Source organism: Kribbella sp. NPDC050470, assembly GCF_044458365.1.
In the GTDB taxonomy this organism is placed as follows: Bacteria; Actinomycetota; Actinomycetes; order Propionibacteriales; family Kribbellaceae; genus Kribbella.
Window position 1 is genome coordinate 518,630 of record NZ_JBITHV010000003.1, and the last position, 16,564, is coordinate 535,193.

Sequence of the window (16,564 nt, forward strand, 5' to 3'; positions counted from 1 at the left end):
GACAGTCGACGCACGATTCTCCATGAGTGCATACACAGAGCCCAAGGCGTGGGCCTTGGGCTCTGTGCTGTTGCTGTTTCGTTGGTTGCGGCCGACTGGCCTAACCGCCGATCAACGGTCGATCACGGGTCGATCACGATCGTGCAGACGACGGTACGCGGCGACGGGTCGATCCGGATGCCCTCGTGGGTCACCGAGTCGTCCCAACCGGTTGCCGGCGTCGTGTCCGCAGTCGTCCCCGTGTTGGTGCAGACGATCGACGTCGCGCTGGTCTCCCCAGAGCCACCGTCGCGGAAGTTCACCTGGATGTCCGCGAGCGGCGGATCGGTGAACGTCACCACTGCAGACCCCGTTGGCGGGCTGTCGGTGCAGTTGGTCCCTGCGACCACGGTGACGGTCTCGGGGCCGGGGTCCGTGGGGAGGCCGTAGCCGGGCGGCGCCGATGTCTCGGTGACTTGGTAGTCACCCTGGAGAAGCCCGGAGACACACACCTCGCCGACGGTGGGATCCTCGTCCCCAGCACCGTTGTCCGTGACGCTGGAGCCGTCATACGAGAACACGGCACCTGCCTGGGTCACCGGTCCACCCTTGGTGCTGTTCTTCAGGATCTGTAGAGCCCCGACCTGCAACGTGTTGGTGTAGGTGCAGTCGATCGTGTCCAACGGATTGAGGTTGAAGCTGGCCGTCCGGGTGCCCTCGTTCTCAGTGACGGTCGAGCCATGGGAAACGTCCGAAGCCGAGCAGTCGATATCGGTCAGCACGAAGTTCGGACCCGGGTCCGTCTCGGTGACGCTGTAGCTCCCCGTTTGGACCTCATTGCCGTAATCCTGGGCCTCGCCATTCTTCAGGTCGAAGGTCGCCGGGTCCAGGCCGCCGGTCGTCGTGTAGGCGAAGGTCGTGTCGGTGGGATCCGGACTCGGGACGGTCACCTTGCGGATGATTACCGAGCCACAGTTGGTGATGTTGATATCCCCAGGCCCGACCAGATCCTTCATCTGCGCCTGAGCGGAGTTGCCGGACGACCGGCTGACGGCGAAGGTCTTGCCGAATCCGAGGCAGACGCCCGGCTGGAACACACCGGCGTCGGTCAGGTTGATGATCGCCTCACCGAACTCGTTGGTCCCAAGGGTCGAATCTACCGATGTCGTCGCCGGCGGCGGCGGCGGCGTGTTGGCATCCAACACCGAGCCTGTCGTGTTGACCTTGGCCTCGGCGAAGCCGCTCGCGGTCAGGTCGGCGGCCGTTCCCCAGCACGGCGGGCTGTTGGTGCTGACCTCGCAGGATCCGGACGTCACCCAACGGCGCAGCGTGATTCTCGGGATGTCGGTGGTGCCGCCCTCGAAGTCGTACACGATCAGCATGTCGCCGGCGGTACGTTGCACAAGGCCGTCCGAGCCGGCCGGACACGGGGTGCTGCCCTGGTTGAACTCGAAGCCGATGTGGGCCGACGGGGAGGTGGTGTTCTGTGGGATGCGCACCCAGGACAGGCCGAGGAATACATCGCCACCCACGGTGTTGCTGGTCACGTAGACCCGTTTGAGGTCGTCCTTGTTCGGCGCCTTGGCACCACCCACAGTTGCACAGTTGTCGTCCTGCTTCGTCCCGCCGGCGAACGCGGAGTCGCTGGTTGTGGCTTGTGCGTCCTCCAGGCCGGTGAACGCCCAACCCGCAACAGTCTTGACGGCCGTTCGGCCCGGTGCGGTGCCTAGCCAGGTAGTCGGATCGAAACTGTTCCAATCGAAGTTGATTGGTGCCGCCGGCGCCAGGTTGCCGTCGTCGCCCTCGAATCCCGCCGCAGTCGAGACGGGACCCGCAAACGCCGGCGACGATGTCGCTACCAGACCGAGTGTTGCCAGCGATACGACTGCCAGCCCGATGATTCCGCGCCTGTGCCGTAGCCCCCGACGGTGAGCGTGCTCACCGCTATTACGTTGTCGAATCATGCTGATGCTTCCCCCTTCGATTCGTCGATCCCCCGAGTCGAGGCGGCCGCTCCGCGAACCGTCTTGTCACACGTGTCGACCTGTGCACAGCGAGACACAACCGGTCGAGCCGGCTATGCCGCAGGCGCGTCGGCGGCGACCTTGGCGGACCCGGTCCGGCGCGCAGGACTGCGGGCGAGCGGTTACTCCACCGTTCGCTGAAATGTTCGAACTCCCCCACTGCATCCCCCACGACAGAACGAGTCACCCATACACATCAAGCAACTAGGGCGCTGACTGAATCGACCTATGCACGTGCGCGGGAGCGGCAGCGACTCGGCTGGACATCAGGACGTCACAGTCAATGCCCGTCAGCGTTCGCCGCGGTCGACTGCCTGCAGCGCGCACGCCGAAGCCAAGCGATGGGTACATGTCTCCCCCTCAGGAGAACCGGCTCACCGGGCCTGGACCGGCCCGGCGCGGCTCCTTCGTGGCGCCGCGGATCGCGCATCCCTCCCCCACAGACCATCCCCCCGGAACGCCGCCGCGCGGCGTGGGATCCACGGCACCTGAACCCGTGCTCAAAAGCTACCCCTGTGAGTCTCGTATCACAATTGCCTAACAACAGTTGACCTTGCGGAACATCTCCGCTGCGCGCAGTGATGTCAACGGACATCGGGACTTCCCTGTGGGCGGACAGTCGATCTCCCTGTCCGCAGACAACTGATCACCTGGGTGGGGGTTGGTTCAGGGGCATTACTCCTCGTCCGGCGGTGGCCTCGGACAGGCGCAGTGAGGTGCCCTCGGTGAGCACGACGTGGGCGTGGCGGAGCAGTCGGTCGACGGTCGCGGTGGCGAGCGTCTTGGGCATGATGGTGTCGAATCCGGACGGGTGCAGGTTGGATGTGACGGCGATGCTGCGGCGTCCGTAGGCGGCGTCGACGACGCGGTAGAACGCCTCGCCGGCGGCTTGCCCGGCGGGCACCATGCCGAGGTCGTCGATCACGATGAGCTCGGCTCGGGAGTTGACGATGGTCTTGTCCACCGCTCCATCGACGGTGGCGCGGCCGATCGCGGCGGTGAGGACCTGTTCGACATCGGACCGCCGGCTGGCCCCGTCCCGCTGGCCGCTCGATTGTCCGGCCACGACGACACACGTCAAGAGCGCTCCGCGTCCTACGGATCGGCAAGCCGACTGCTGACGTGCGCTCAACCCGCAGCCACACATGGTCGTGCCCTCTACGTGCCTTGACCGGTGGTCATCTGCGGTCACCGGCGGGCTGCTATGGGGATTCGTTTCAGGCGTCGAGACCATGTCCATGCAGGCGGTCGGCCGCACTTCCAAACTGGCTAGCCACTAACAGCGGACTTGAGGCCGGACGTACGTGGTCGATCGCCGCAGCCCTAGGGTGGTCGACACGTGTGGCATCATTCGTGGCACGAAATTGTGGATGCTCATGGGGAATCTCGCGCTTGCCGGGTGCGGCCGTGTGGCTGGAAGCGCTGGTAGAGAGCGGACGCGACGACGAAGTTCTTACTCGTAATGAGAAGGTCGTCGGTTCGATTCCGACAGGCGGCTCCACCAAACCCCAGGTCAGAGACCACTGTCTGAGGCTGGGGGTTCTGTAATTTGGACCCCTGTCTCCTTCGAGGCCCCGATGTGCTCGGCGACCTTCTGGCGGCATCCCAGAGGTTCTGGTCGATCAGGTGTCCATGGAGGTCCATCGTCGTCGACGCGGTTGCGTGACCAAGGCTGCGTTGCACCACCTTCGGGTCAGCGCCTGAGCCCAGCCAGACAGGGAGACGGGACAGGCGTGGAGACCGGTGCAGTCATCGCGCCTACACGTTCCAGGAGACAACGACAAGGGAACCGAGTACGAGACCTAGGTACCAACCTACGGTTACTCCGACCACAGAGCTCGCAGCCCACAGCCGAACGCGCCGTATTGCGCAAAGACCAGTCCCGACGACAGCGGGCGTCACGAGCGGCAGATAAAACTCCACCACGGCGGTGTCGGCAGGCGTGACGAATGTGTGCAGGACCAGGACAATCCCCGTCAACCAGCAGGCAGTCATCCCGAGAACCATGCCCGCCGCCATGAACCCCGGTTCTTTCAACCACCTCGGGTCCGTCGACGGCTCGTGCATGCAGCACACCGTCTCACATCGGGACCGGCTGCACCGGACATGGCGGGTGGGCGGCATACCTGGGTTGACGGTGGATCAGCAACTTGAATCTCTCGACGGCGATCCAGGCTGTGTGCAATTAGCTTGCGATTAGCAAGGGTCAGCCAGGGCCCACAGGGTCACCCCGGGGCACCTGCCCACCCTCAGGATCCCCGAAGGTCCCTGAACAGCCGTCAACGACCCCCGGCCACTGAGCATGATCGCCGCTCAGGATCGGGAGTCCTCGGCGCGGGGACGCTCACCGGACCGGACTCGTAATGAGAAGGTCGTCGGTTCGATTCCGACAGGCGGCTCCACCAAACCCCCAGGTCAGAGACCACTCTCTGAGGCTGGGGGTTCGTCGGTTACCGCCTCGATCGCCTTCGATGCCCCCGAGGACACCGTCCCAGTCCCACCACTCCGTCAGCGATGACGACCGCGCCACCGGTTCGCAGTACGTCGACCGGGCGCGCCAGTGGTTCGACAGCCTCTGGGGAACGCTCGGCAGGACACCTGCGAGCGGTGACCACCGAAGCGCTGGTCGACAGCCCGCGATCGTCAGCAACAACACCGGGGCATCGGTGCGCGCGTACGCCGACCGAGTCGGCCTGGCCGATCTCGTCCAGCACATGGCCGACGACCTCGCCGCCACTGGAGCCGATGCCGTGATCGCCCACATCGACGAACTCACCGAGGCGATCCGAGCCAACTAGTCGGTCGACACCAGCTCCGCGGGCTGTGATCCGCCAACAGGTCCGCGACACATCTCCGCCAACTGAAGTCTCCGCGTGGAGCGGTGGACTGGTTCAGTCGCGCGTGCTCAGGGCCACGTCGCGGACCATCACGCAGTTGCCCAGGCCCTTAGGCCGGTCGTAGGTGAAGCCCTCGCGCTCGTACATCGTGCGGGTGCCGTTGTAGAGGAACGACGAGTTCTTCTTCCGTACCCCGCCGGTGTCGTGCGGGTAGCCCTCGACCAGGCCGCCGCCGGCCTGTGCGATCAGGTCGACGGCTCCGCGCAGGGCGATCGCCGCCAGGCCCTGACCGCGGAAGCCGCGCTCGACCAGGATGCAGGTGACCCGGTAGTCGGGCAGTCGCTCGGCGGTGGCGACGTACTCCTTGCGGTGTTGGATGTTGGGCAGTTCCTCGGGTGATCCGTACTCCGCCCAGGCGACGGCCCGGTCGCCGTCGTAGACCAGCGCCGCGTGCGCGATCCCTTCGGCCACCAGACGCTGCTTGAAGGCCCGGTTCCCCTCGCCGGTCTCGCGCCTCTCCTCGCAGTCGGGATGGAAATGCGTGCACCAGCAGCTGGCGAACATGCCCTTGTTCCGCTCGACAAGAGCGGCGAAGTCGTCGAACGTCTCCGGCGTGAGCGCCTTGATCGTGAAGTCGGCCATGCAAGCAACGTACCCCCGATTCCGGACGTTTTGCGTCCGGTAGCTCACGCTGCCAGGACGGCGTACGCGCCGTCGCGGGCGCGGAGCCCGTCCGGGTGAACACACTCATCTGCCGATCCAAGCTTTCGGCTGTAACTGATCACCTAGCGGACGAGCGTCGCGCACCACCCGACGAGGCCGACAGCTCCGCGAGCGGCGCTGGCGCGCGGTCCTCGCCGGTGCCCAGCAGCAAGACGCTTCCCGTCCACGCGATCCCAACTGCCACAAGCCGAGTCCCGGCGTCCGACTGCCGGTCAGCCCCGTCTCCACGGCCGTTCGATCGTACGGCCCAAACGACACGCATCAAGGGCGCTTCGCGTCCTGCGAATCGGCAAGGCGACTCTTGACCCGCGCCGCGCTGGCCTGGGTTTGGCAGCTATCAGGAGGACTGGGCAAGTGTGGCGCTCGGTCCGGTTGCGTGTGCGACACTCAGCGCCATGGCAGACGTGTTCATCTTCGAGGTCGAGGACATCGACTCTGACTGGTGGATGTCCGAGGTCGCCGTGCTGGCAGAGAGCCGCGAGGATGCCTACCAGCATCTTCGTGATGCGGGCTTGCACAAGAAGCAGATTCAGAACGATGGCCGACCGGTGCGAATCGAGCCGGTCTCGGCGTGGGACATCCTGGACAATAACCAGGCTTCAGTGATGCGGCGGCAGGGCGACCATCACGGTTGGGGCGCATGGGAGCACGTACCTGAGGGCGTCTCGCTCGACTGGCGGATCAGCGGGACGGCGCGACGAGCGCACCCTCAGCGATAAACCGGATCAGGCCGCGCGGTGATTGCACGGGCGTGCCCTCCACGTGCCCTAGCCGGTGGTCATCTGCGGTCACTCAAGGGGCTGCGGGGACCGGTGAACCCGTGCGACGGCAACGACCAGCCCGCAAGAGCGACTGGTATTCCCGCAGTACCCGCGCAGGTGCCCTGCTCATAGGAACTGCAGCGTCTCGGCCTGCGTGCACGTCGAGTTCGCTGGCGTTATCTGTTGCCGGAGTACCCGGTCGAGGTCCGTCTTCTTCCCTCGAGGTACGACATGCACTCGGCGGTGCAGGTGCGGCTCGGTGAGCGGTGGACTCTCGTGGATGCAACCCATGATCCTCCGCTGTCCGCGAAACTGACGGTTGCTGATTGGGATGGGGAGAGCGCCACCCCGCCGGCCTATGAGCCGGCCGGGCCGATGTGGATCGACGGCCGGCATGACGCCGAGATCCGTGCCGAGCTCGAGGAAATCGCTCGGCGTTGGCACGGTGTATCGCCCGGCGTCGTTCCTGCCTACCAGCGGGCATTCAACGCATGGCTCGACGAACTCCGTTCACCCCGCGAACGAGCTCCGACTCAGCGTGGCGGCCAGTCGCAGTAGGAATCCTCAAAACAGGCGCGATCCGCGCCTTCGGCTGTCGCACGTGCCCTGGCGGACGACCGTCGTGCGTCTGTCAGCGGAGAGACAACCCGCTCTTGTGATCCGCCAACAGATCCGCGACACACTCCGCCAACTGATATGCGACAGGCTAGAAAGTCTGTCTGCGAGTCGGAGCTACGCACGGATCAGCCGATGTCCGGATGTGTGGACAACGCCGGCTTGAAGGCGTCGGGGACCTCGGCGAGTCGGGTGCGGAACGCGTCGACGAGCGTTTGATCTCCGGGTATCGCTCGTGCGTACTCGTCGTCGGCTCGCACCTCCAGGGCCTCCCCTCGATCGTCGTCCAGCGCGCCCGCGTCCATTTCCTGTCGCACCATGGCTACGACCTCCGCAGCTTGGTCGAGCCCCAGCCATTGGTAGCCCTCCACAGCCGCTGCCAGTTGCTCGGGTGTCACGCGCTCAACAGCGTCCAAGAGCCCACCGCTCATGGCCAGACTGTGCAGACCGAGAACAGCGGTCAGCGCAAGGTCACCTCGGCTCGGGTCGGGGCCTCCGCCGTTCAGAGCGGCGCGGTTCCAGATCTCGTCGGCGGCATCCATGATGCGAATCCTCGCAGCAGGGCGCTCGGCTCGATGAAACAGCTGCGCGGCGGCGAAACGCACATGCCGCGATCTGCGCTGTCATGCCGATATTCAGGGCGTTGGTTCCACTCATCCGGGGCTAGGTCAGGGCTGTCATGAAACTCGCCGAATCAGCCGGTGGCAGCAGTTCGGTCACGGCGTCCTCGACCGCTCGGAGGAAGCCTGGACGCAACAACCCGTCTTCGTCCCAGACGTCGCTGTCAAAGGCGCCCAGAAGGACCGATTCGAAGCGGGCCAGTACCTTGAGGAAGGTTGCTGCTGTTGGGGCGACCCGATCTGCCCTCCAGTAGCCGGCGCCATGCCGCGCAAAGTAGATCGGGACCGCTGGCTCATCGACGTCTGCGATGAACGGGTCACCGAAGATGGCCGCGATCACAACCCAGTTCGACGGCCACGTTGGCAATCTCCGTCTCTGTGGCCCTGTCCATCGGTAGCCATCCTGGGCAGTGTCCAGTTCCCTGATCGAGAACAAGAAGAGTTCTTCGACGAGCCATGGAATGGAGCTGTTCGGCACCGGTCCACCTTGTGTGTACAGAAGTTCCAGGTCCGGCGGCAGACCCAGTTCTGCGACGACATCAGATACCGAGTCTGCTTGGGACCTGCTCGGTTCGGAAGGGGACAGCGTGGGAAACGAGGACCTGCTCAAGGGCGTCGAACCCGGATCGGCCGTGGCCGCGCACCCCTACCGCCTCCCCAACAGGTCCAGCCGCGACGCCACCGGGCAGTCCGCTAGATGGAACGCCGTCGCAGCATCGAGTTCATCCCAAGCCTCCATGTCGATGAGTATGCCGTCGCCAGCGGCGCGAGATCCCGTCGTCGGTCCGGTGTCGTGGGCGTACATCGCCACCCCCCCAACATCGGGGCCCGGGGCTTCGGCCTAGGACAACGACCGCTCCGCAACGTCCTGATTTGCCGCGTTCCGTGCTGTGGCTGTCGCTGATCACCTGGCGGACGACTGTCAAGCATCACCCGACACATGACACCAGCTCCGCGGGCACTCTGCCGAGTTTGGCTCATATGGATGAAGAGCGCGCCTCGGCGCGCGGCCCCGTCTGCGGGCGGCGCTGGGGCGCCGTCCTCGCCGGAGCCCAGGAGCAGGACGCTTCCTCGTCGATGCGATCCCAACTGCCAATGCCCGACGTGTCTGGCGTCCGGTCCTCCGTTAGCCCCGTCCCCCTGGCCGCTCGATTGTCCGGCCACCACGACCCATATCAAGAGCGCCTACGGCACTCGGCCTCGAGGCCGAGCAGGCGGGCGAGCTGGTTGAAGGTGCCGGCGGCCCCGTTCCTGAATCAGCAAGTCGAGATTCTCGACGCAGGCGAGATCTCCGGCACGCCGACTCTTGACATGCGCCGCGCTGACCTTGGGTTGGCAGCTATCAGGGGGACGGGGCAGGTCCGGACGAGCTGCGTCCCGTGTCGGCGATGATGAGTAGATGGAACCGCCAATCGCGAGCGACGACCTGGTCGAGGTCGACCTGCGGCGATCCGGATTCATCGACTGGAACTACTCGTCGGGCACTGGCGACGTCGTGGAGCTGATCCTGTATCCACTCGCATGGTTTCTCAACTGGCTCACCAATCTGGTCGTGTTCCGCGGCGGCTGGACGATCCGCGTCTATCGGGCTGGAAGCGACAGCAAGCCGATCAGCCAGGCTCGATACCGGCGCAAGGCCACAGCGCTCGCGGACGTGGAGCGTCAGATGCGGCTAGCCAGAGCCACCACCCTTGATCCATCCCCGGGCGATGCGTAGCCGGAATGGATTAGCGTCCGAGTCGTGCCCTACCCGGTGGTGATGTGCGGCCGCCCTTCCAAACTGGCGATACAGGCTCCCTAGCGGCCCCCGACGGTCTCTGACCAGCCGTCAACGACCCCCAACCACTGAGCATGATCGCCGCTCAGGATCGGGAGTCGGCGGCGCGGGGACGCTCACCGGATCGGACTCGTAATGAGAAGGTTCGAATCCGACAGGCGGCTCCATCAAACCCCCAGGTTAGAGGGCCACGCTCCGACACTGGGGTTCGTTGTTCCCGGCCCCAATCGCCTTCAGGGCCTCCGAAGTGCCCCCGAGCCTCTTGGGAGCGGTCCCGAGGTTCTGGTCTGCCCATAGAGGGGTCCACCCTCACGACCCGGAGACGTGCCCCAACGCCCCGCTGAACCACCTTCGGGTCAGCTCCCGAACCGAGGCACACAGACGGCGCCGTACGACGCAGATCGTGAACCCGCAGGTTCGGGACACAAATGAACTTGGTCGCGGTGGACTACCGAACGGAGCGCTTTCAGTCGGCCTCGCTATTCGGGGGACGGGGCGAGTCTGGTGGCGATTCTCATCATCGGTACGGCGCGTACTCCACTCGCCGACCGAGTCGTATCCAACCCGGAACGGGCAAGCACCCGATCGGAGCAAGCGCCCCGATCTCGACCGTCCTGGTTCCCTCGGACAGAGTCACCTCGACTCGTGATCGCGCGGGGCCGAACACCTCGATCACGCGACCAGCGATGACCGACCGGACGAGGTCGAACAAGAACAAGAGGTCGTCCTCGTCGCGGCCAAGTTCCCACCTACCGCCCTGATGGCCGGCTTCGACCTGAAGCGCATCGCCAGGCGATCCATCGCCCGCCTGGTAGAAGTCCGTCCATGACAGAGCCAGTGCGCGCTCCCGTCTCGGCAACAGGTCGACGGCGCGCCAACCGTCGCGATTCTCGACCGTGATCGACACAGCATCGCCGAGCTCGCTCGTGAGGTCGTCAAGGAACAGCGTGAGACGCGTGGAGATTGAGTCCGGCGTGTGGGACCTGCCCTCGGTCATTGCCACATGATGCCGGTGGCGCGGTTGACTCGGCCATCAGGCCTACAGTGGAGGACAGGCGTCGTGCCTTACTCACGTTCTCTAGCGGTCACTCAGGGGTGTTGCGGGCGTGGAGACCCCAGCCGGCCGCACTTCCAAACTGGCCAGGGCAATCGGTAGGCCGGCTCTGGACGTCTGCCGGAGCGCCAGAGTCTGGTAGACCGTCAGCAGGACGAGCCGGTCTGGCTGTCACTTCGCCTGGTCCGAAGGTGGTTGTCGCGCCTGGTTCAGACGGTAGATCTCGATGGCTTGATCGCCGAGGCTTGAACCGAACCGACCAGCATCGGGGTCCTTGTTGATGGCTCCGCACTCGCAGTGGCCGTGCTCGGTCGGGTCGAGCGACACGAAGCTGCCGCAGCGGATGCAGCTGGCAGATAGATCCGACCGCATAGCCCAGCCCGGATCCCCGCCGGTGGCCGCCGGGCCGTTGCCAAGGTACGTATATCCGCTGACCACTCACAGAGCTTAGACGCACTCGCTTCGCTCAGCCGCTCGGGCGACAAACGTAAGTGCAGTGCAAGCCGCTTTCAGTGTTGTGACAGCTGCCGTCACCGGCGGGATGCTGCCGAGAAGCCTGGACCACGCGAGCGGGGCTCTCAGAGGTCTTGTAGGTGGTGGGTTTCGTTCAGGGATAGGAGTTGGTGGCTGTGGTGGGGGGTGTTGCGGTGGAGGGTGGTGATGCTGCCTGGGGTTAGGGGGAAGAAGGCTCGGTCTGTTGAGGTCTTGGGGATGCCTAGCCAGGCGGCGATCAGGTAGCTGGAGGCGGAGCCGTGGGAGACGACTATCTGGGTTGCGACAGGGCGGCGGAGGATGTCGGCCAGGGCTGGGTAGAGGCGTTCGACCAATGCCAGTCGGGTTTCTGCGCCGGCTGGGCCGTCGTGGTGGCCTAGGCGGTCGCCGTACTCGGGGAGGGGGATGCGGCGCTCGGCGAGCCAGGATTGGGGGCGGCCGTCGGCCTGGCCGTTGGATCGCTCGCGGAGCCGCGGATCAGTCTGGACTTCGACGGAGAAGCGCCGGGCAATTCGCTCTGCGGCTTGGCTGGCGCGACGGAGGTCGGAGGAGTAGACCTCGACCGGCTGGGGGCCGATTCTGGTTGCCAGGGCGTCGGCGATGCGTTCGGCGTGTAGGTGGCCGCGGGCTGTCAGGTGTGAGTCGTACCAGCCGCCGACGAGGCCGTCGACGTGATGCTGTGCCTCGGGATGCGTGACGAGGTAGATGTGTCTCACGCTCGGCGTCGGGCGGGTGGGATCCGGCTCGATGTAGTCGGGGGCGGGGTCGACGGTGAAGCGGGTTGCTTTGATGGTGGTCGCGCCGTTGAGCCAGGCCTTGGCGATTCGGTGGCCGCCGTCCATCAAGCCTCCGTCCGCTGACAGGATCACGGGGTAGCTGAGGTCGGCCTTCTGGATCCGATCGGCGTGTACGGCGACCATCCGGCAGGTGACCGCATCCCCGCCGAACCAGCAGTCCTGATCGAACTCCCGGATGCTGTCGATCGGCACGGACTCGACCGGGAGACCCTCGGCCCACTTCCACAGCCGTTCAGTCAAATAGAAGGCCCGCCCACCTGGCACGGGGCGTGAATGTCGTTCAGGCATCGCACCATCATCCCCTGAATTCGCCGTACTCTTCGGTGTGTGGGGAGACTGAGGGTCGCACTCGGGGTTGTACTCGGCATGTCTGCCGTCGCGACGGTCGGGGCGTTCGTGACGAGCGGACCACGGTCTGCCGTTTCGGGGGCGCTCACGACCGTCCTTGCCGCCGTGCTCTTCTACCGCTTGGTGCGGCAGCCCTCGCCGGCACCCCGGCTCTGGACGAGACGGCGGGCGGTCGCCACAGGCGTTGTCGGCGGGGTCGCCAGCCTGGTGACGATCGGATGCATGGTCTGGGTGGTGGCGATCCGCCCTGAGTGGGAACTGAAGGCCGCGGGTGTCGTCAGCGTCCTGCTCATACTGGGCTTTCTGGCGTGGATGGTCCGCATCGCTCGTGCCGAACACGCGGAGGCCCTCGCGATCGCTCAGCAAACCGACCTTTGATGTTGCTCGAGGATGTCTAGCCAAGCGGGCCCGACTGCCACATCCAGTCGGTGTTGTCGGCGAGGGTAAAGATCCAGGCGGCCTGCGCTGCTGTCTGCAGGTAGGCGAGAGCCGGCACGGTGATGGGTGGGTAGGGCAACGGATGCAGGAGTTGTACGGCGTCCTGCGGTGAGAACCAACCCACGTCGGTCACCGAGTCGTCTGGATCGTCGATTCGGAACGCAACGTCAGTCACGGCTGCCACGTAGTTCCAGGACTGGGACAAAGTCTGGCCGTCCCTGGTGACTGTCGTCGTCCACGCGAGGCGGAGCGCATCCTCCGTGGCACGTAGGCCGGTTTCTTCGCGGAGTTCGCGGATCGCACCTGCTTCGGGTGACTCGCCTATTTCGACTGCACCGCTCGGAAGGTTCCAGTGCGGTGTGTCCCAGGCCTCGTAGTGCTCGCTGACCAGGGCGATCTTGCCGTCGTACTGCGCAATCACCCCCGCGTACCGGCGCATGCGGTCAGTTGGGGAGGTGAGGGAGGACGTCGGTGTGGGGCCAGGTGTTGGCGAGGTAGCCGTCCAGGCGGAGGGTGGTGTACTCGAGGTGGCGGTGGGGCGGTTGGGGGAGGTGTTGGCGGGGGTTGAGGTGGATGTCGGTGACTACTGCGGTTTCTGTTACAGCGAGGAGGATGTCGCGGCGCTCGCGGGGCCGGTCGGGGCGATTCCTGCGAAGCTGGTGTCCAGAGCGGTATTCGGTGGGCCCGATCACTGGGACGACTTCGCGAACCTGTACAGGAAGCTGACGCCCCGGCTGATGGCGCTGCTGGTGCACGGCGAGCTGAGTCTCGACCAGGGCCTGTTTGCGCAACATCTGGTCACGGCGGGTTGCTGGAGTACCTGGGCGGAGTCCGAGCGTACGGCGATGCTTGCCGTGTGCAACCTTTGGTGGGACGCGACGCTCGCGACGTACCCGTGTCGGCCGGAGGCGCGGGAGGTGCTGAGCTTCCTGGCGTCGACGCCCGTCCCGTTCGTCCGTTGGCTCGAGGTGTGGAACGCCCAGCCGGCCGGTGCGGCGGACCTGCATGCTGCGGACCTCTGCCTCTGGTGGGCGGACGAGCTGCTCGGCGGCCGGCTGATGGTCGGATGGTCGGGGACGATCGACCTCACGGCGGACGTGAAGCCCTGGATCCTCGAGGACGCGCAACCCCGCCTCGCGCGCGTGCCGGCCGAACCGCGCCTGACCGTGCTTCTCGAACTCCTCAGAAGTCGCTGATCGAGCATTCCGGAAGGAGAACGTCCGGAATGGGGGTTAGCGTCGTCGTATGGCTGAGATTCCTTGGGAGCCGCCGGTGGCGGGGTCGGATGTGGACCATCTGGTGGGGGCGTTGGAGAGGTTGCGGACGACGTTTCGGTGGAAGGCCGATGGGTTGGGCGCGGAGGGGTTGAACGCGCGGATCGGGAAGTCGTCGTTGACGATCGGTGGGTTGCTGAAGCATCTGGCGGCCAACGAGGACTACACGTTCACGGTGAAGTTTCGTGGTGAGTCGATGGGGGATCCATGGGTGGGCAACGGGTGGCGGGACGACAACGACTGGGAGTTGACGTCTGCGGTCGATGACAAGCCTGAGGAGCTCTACGCGCTCTGGGACGACGCGGTCCGGCGGTCGCGGGCGTGCCTCGCCGCGGCCATCGCGGACGGTGGCCTCGACCAGCCCGCGCACATCGCTTGGCCGGACGGACGGCACGCCAGTCTCCGTCGTCTCGTCTGCGACCTCATCGAGGAGTACGGGCGCCACACCGGCCACGCCGACCTTCTCCGCGAAGCCGTAGACGGTCGCGTAGGTGAAGACCCGCCCGCCGACTGGCGCCCGATCGGCGCCCACAGCTAAAGCGCGCCAGCACGAGCTAGTGGCCGGAACTACTTCACCCGCTGCAGCGTGCCGTCAGGGGAGACCGCGATGGTGGTCTGGACCTTGTCGACGACCAGGTTTACAAGAGTGCGGTTGCCGGACTGAGTGGTGGTGTACGTGACGGCGGCGTTGGTGCGGACCGGGACGATGACCGACAGGATAGTTGCCGAGCGCCCAGAGCGGGTGAACTTGACGACGGGTGCCGGCTTGCGGGTGTCGATGGTCTGGTAGTGCCAGCCCTGGATCGGGTCGGTAGTGCCGTTGGCGACCTTGATCGGGGTCGTCTCCTGCTGGAACGGAACCTGCAGCAACACCGTCTTCACCTTGTCGCCGGGCTTGGTGGCCACCGCGGTCCCGTTGCTGGCAACAGTCACCTTCTGGTCCGACGGCAGATGCCACAGCGTCTCGTACTGCTCGTCCGACGCCGACGTGCCGCGGTCCAGCACGACCATCAGGTCCGGGTCCTTCAGCACCAGCACGCCACGGGTCCGGTCGATCCCCGGGCCGAGCGAGTCCTTCAGCTCGTAGAACTCCGAGGTCGCCCCGACCGACGACCGCGTCAACCGAGTCACCGGGTGGGAAGCTGCCGTCGACAACACCGTCATCTGGTTGTGCGAGAACTGGCTCTTCGCCCAGCTCCGCCAGTCGTCCCACTTGTACCCGGAGTGCCCGCCGTCGATCAGGATGTCGCGGCCGTGCGAGGTGTAGGTGACCGACGTGTGGTCCTCGTGCCCGTGCAGCTTGCGCGACGGACCGAACCGGATGCTGTACGACGACTCCTGCGTGAACGGCCGCGTCTCACCCCAGCCGGTCCGGCCGAAGATGTACCCGGCGTCGAAGATCCCGACCCGCTGCGTCGGCCGGATCCCCTGCTTGCCGAGCGTCCCGGCGTACTCGAGGACCGTGCCGGGGACCGGCGACGTGCGGACCACCTCGGAGTCGCCGATCTGGTGCAGGTTGCCGAGTGAGTTGGTCGCGAGCGCGAGCCACTTGGCGAGCTCACGCCGGCGCGCCTTGATCGTCGTCCCCGGGTCGACGCCGCACTTCTGCAGGACGTCGATCGCCCGCCCCCAGAGCGAGTAGTTGAACTGCGCGTACGCCGTGGACTGCTCGTTGGTCGACCCCTGGGTGTCGATCGACGTCTTGATCGCGCTGGTCAGCCGGTCGGCGGCGATCTTCTTCAGGTCGGGCCGGTTCAGCGTGCAGCCGATGCCGAACAGCGCCAGGCTCTCGTCGGTGCCGTGGTTCCAGTCGCCGCTGTAGTTCTTCTGCAGGAACCACGCGTGCTCCTGCAGCGCCTTGTCCAGCCAGGCGTACGACAGCGGCAGCTTCGCCACCTTGAGTCCGGTCAACGTTGCCTGGCGCAGGCATATCAGCACGTTGGTGCGGTGCATGGTCGACTCGTACGCGCCGATGTTCGGCTTCCACGAGTACGGGTTGTCCTTCACCCAGTCGCGGACGATCGCGCTCACCCGGGCGAGCGCCTGCTTGTCGCCCATGCCGCCGGCGGCGATACCTTGACCCAGCCAGCGCAGCGAGTGGAACCACATGTACCAACTCGGGTTCTGGTACGGGTTCAGGCTCCAGTCGATGTCGCCCTTGCCGTTCCCGACCTTGTACGGCGCCGACGTCCCCCAGGCGAACGTGTCGTTGTAGAGCGCGGGGAGCGGGTTGCCCCGGTCGATGCCGGAGTACGCCGGGCATGTGTAGACGTTCCGCCTCGGCTGCTGCGTGACGGTCGGCGTGGGCGGTTCCGGAGTGCGGGCTACGGTCGGGTCCGGTGCTGCTTCGGGCGTCGAGCCACCCCAGGGAATCACGAGGGAGGTCACCACGACGAGCGCGCTCAGCAGCAGGGCGAGGCTGAGCCGCAGGGTCGTGCCGGCCTTGCGTTGTCGGTGCGCGGGCATGGTTGGTTCCTCACTGCAGCCCCCAGGGCATGCCTTGTTCTGGCCTAGACCTGAATTTGGGTCGGATGTGTCCCCGGGTCTGGTCAGGTTGGTCGTCGTCGCGATGCCCGAGCCGAGCGGTGGCTCCGGGCCAGAGGGTCTTGCTCTATAGACGTTGCGGGACCGCCGCGAAGTTGCGTCCGGCATCGAAATCGGTGCCGCGGCCCAGCCGTCGTACCGCTGTCACTCCAGCTTCATGGTCGCTGTCATCGGTTCCCCCCGACTCGAAGTGAATCCCTCTGTCCGCTTTGATGTCCGTACACACCCTAAAAGTTGTCCGGACCCCGTACTCCGGTTCCCGGGTTGCCCTTGCGGGCACG

The 16,564-nt window shown here is 65.8% G+C and carries 17 protein-coding genes and 1 tRNA gene; 8 read left to right on the forward strand and 10 right to left on the reverse strand.

All coding sequences use genetic code 11. The annotated features are described in order from the left end of the window. Window positions 1-122: 122 nt before the first annotated feature. Window positions 123-1,574, reverse strand: coding sequence for a SpaA isopeptide-forming pilin-related protein (locus tag ACIBGM_RS11020; RefSeq protein WP_360518096.1), 1,452 nt, complete (start codon window positions 1,572-1,574; stop codon window positions 123-125). Window positions 1,575-2,649: 1,075 nt separating this feature from the next. Next, the gene (locus ACIBGM_RS11025) at window positions 2,650-3,069 is read right to left on the reverse strand and encodes an ATP-binding protein (protein WP_360518093.1); all 420 of its coding nucleotides are present in this window, start codon (window positions 3,067-3,069) and stop codon (window positions 2,650-2,652) included. 338 nt (window positions 3,070-3,407) lie between these two features. Here ACIBGM_RS11025 and ACIBGM_RS11030 point away from each other — a divergent pair. Beyond that, window positions 3,408-3,504, forward strand: a tRNA-Thr gene (locus ACIBGM_RS11030). 970 nt (window positions 3,505-4,474) lie between these two features. Next, the gene (locus tag ACIBGM_RS11035) at window positions 4,475-4,801 is read left to right on the forward strand and encodes a hypothetical protein (RefSeq protein ID WP_360518090.1); all 327 of its coding nucleotides are present in this window, start codon (window positions 4,475-4,477) and stop codon (window positions 4,799-4,801) included. Between the two features lie 93 nt (window positions 4,802-4,894). On the opposite strand, the gene ACIBGM_RS11040 is transcribed toward ACIBGM_RS11035, so the two are convergent. Continuing rightward, window positions 4,895-5,482 (reverse strand): GNAT family N-acetyltransferase, encoded by a 588-nt coding sequence (locus ACIBGM_RS11040; protein WP_396385243.1) that lies wholly within the window; start codon window positions 5,480-5,482, stop codon window positions 4,895-4,897. Window positions 5,483-5,958: 476 nt separating this feature from the next. Between ACIBGM_RS11040 and ACIBGM_RS11045 the strand changes: the two genes are divergently transcribed. Together ACIBGM_RS11045 and ACIBGM_RS11050 are read left to right on the forward strand one after the other, a co-directional pair. Further along, window positions 5,959-6,282 (forward strand): hypothetical protein, encoded by a 324-nt coding sequence (locus tag ACIBGM_RS11045; protein WP_396385244.1) that lies wholly within the window; start codon window positions 5,959-5,961, stop codon window positions 6,280-6,282. A 273-nt stretch (window positions 6,283-6,555) separates the two neighbouring features. Next, the gene (locus ACIBGM_RS11050) at window positions 6,556-6,882 is read left to right on the forward strand and encodes a hypothetical protein (protein WP_396385245.1); all 327 of its coding nucleotides are present in this window, start codon (window positions 6,556-6,558) and stop codon (window positions 6,880-6,882) included. A 185-nt stretch (window positions 6,883-7,067) separates the two neighbouring features. On the opposite strand, the gene ACIBGM_RS11055 is transcribed toward ACIBGM_RS11050, so the two are convergent. Together ACIBGM_RS11055 and ACIBGM_RS11060 are read right to left on the reverse strand one after the other, a co-directional pair. Continuing rightward, window positions 7,068-7,481: a hypothetical protein gene (locus tag ACIBGM_RS11055; protein ID WP_360518078.1), complete on the reverse strand. Its 414-nt coding sequence runs from the start codon at window positions 7,479-7,481 to the stop codon at window positions 7,068-7,070. Between the two features lie 121 nt (window positions 7,482-7,602). Beyond that, window positions 7,603-8,037 carry a hypothetical protein gene (locus ACIBGM_RS11060; protein ID WP_396385246.1) on the reverse strand — a complete coding sequence of 145 codons (435 nt, stop codon included), beginning with the start codon at window positions 8,035-8,037 and terminating at the stop codon, window positions 7,603-7,605. A gap of 921 nt (window positions 8,038-8,958) precedes the next feature. Here ACIBGM_RS11060 and ACIBGM_RS11065 point away from each other — a divergent pair. Then, window positions 8,959-9,276: a hypothetical protein gene (locus tag ACIBGM_RS11065; RefSeq protein WP_360518072.1), complete on the forward strand. Its 318-nt coding sequence runs from the start codon at window positions 8,959-8,961 to the stop codon at window positions 9,274-9,276. Window positions 9,277-9,853: 577 nt separating this feature from the next. On the opposite strand, the gene ACIBGM_RS11070 is transcribed toward ACIBGM_RS11065, so the two are convergent. From ACIBGM_RS11070 to ACIBGM_RS11080, 3 genes are all read right to left on the reverse strand, one after another. Continuing rightward, complete coding sequence (locus ACIBGM_RS11070) at window positions 9,854-10,333, reverse strand: hypothetical protein (RefSeq protein ID WP_360518069.1); 480 nt, start codon at window positions 10,331-10,333, stop codon at window positions 9,854-9,856. A gap of 228 nt (window positions 10,334-10,561) precedes the next feature. After that, window positions 10,562-10,828 carry a hypothetical protein gene (locus tag ACIBGM_RS11075; RefSeq protein WP_396385247.1) on the reverse strand — a complete coding sequence of 89 codons (267 nt, stop codon included), beginning with the start codon at window positions 10,826-10,828 and terminating at the stop codon, window positions 10,562-10,564. 140 nt (window positions 10,829-10,968) lie between these two features. Further along, window positions 10,969-11,919 (reverse strand): histidine phosphatase family protein, encoded by a 951-nt coding sequence (locus tag ACIBGM_RS11080; protein ID WP_396385248.1) that lies wholly within the window; start codon window positions 11,917-11,919, stop codon window positions 10,969-10,971. A gap of 126 nt (window positions 11,920-12,045) precedes the next feature. Here ACIBGM_RS11080 and ACIBGM_RS11085 point away from each other — a divergent pair, with 126 nt between their 5' ends. Next, window positions 12,046-12,405, forward strand: coding sequence for a hypothetical protein (locus tag ACIBGM_RS11085; RefSeq protein WP_396385250.1), 360 nt, complete (start codon window positions 12,046-12,048; stop codon window positions 12,403-12,405). A gap of 16 nt (window positions 12,406-12,421) precedes the next feature. Here ACIBGM_RS11085 and ACIBGM_RS11090 read toward each other — a convergent pair whose 3' ends face one another. Continuing rightward, the gene (locus tag ACIBGM_RS11090; RefSeq protein WP_396385251.1) at window positions 12,422-12,904 is read right to left on the reverse strand and encodes an NUDIX hydrolase; all 483 of its coding nucleotides are present in this window, start codon (window positions 12,902-12,904) and stop codon (window positions 12,422-12,424) included. A 34-nt stretch (window positions 12,905-12,938) separates the two neighbouring features. On the opposite strand from ACIBGM_RS11090, the gene ACIBGM_RS11095 reads away from it, so the two are divergent. Next, complete coding sequence (locus tag ACIBGM_RS11095) at window positions 12,939-13,661, forward strand: hypothetical protein (protein WP_396385252.1); 723 nt, start codon at window positions 12,939-12,941, stop codon at window positions 13,659-13,661. Window positions 13,662-13,710: 49 nt separating this feature from the next. After that, complete coding sequence (locus tag ACIBGM_RS11100; RefSeq protein ID WP_396385253.1) at window positions 13,711-14,277, forward strand: DUF664 domain-containing protein; 567 nt, start codon at window positions 13,711-13,713, stop codon at window positions 14,275-14,277. Window positions 14,278-14,306: 29 nt separating this feature from the next. Here the strand turns inward: ACIBGM_RS11100 and ACIBGM_RS11105 are convergent, their stop codons facing one another. After that, entirely contained in the window at window positions 14,307-16,205 is a 1,899-nt protein-coding gene (locus tag ACIBGM_RS11105; protein WP_396385254.1) for a heparinase II/III family protein, read from the reverse strand. Between the last annotated feature and the right edge of the window lie 359 nt (window positions 16,206-16,564).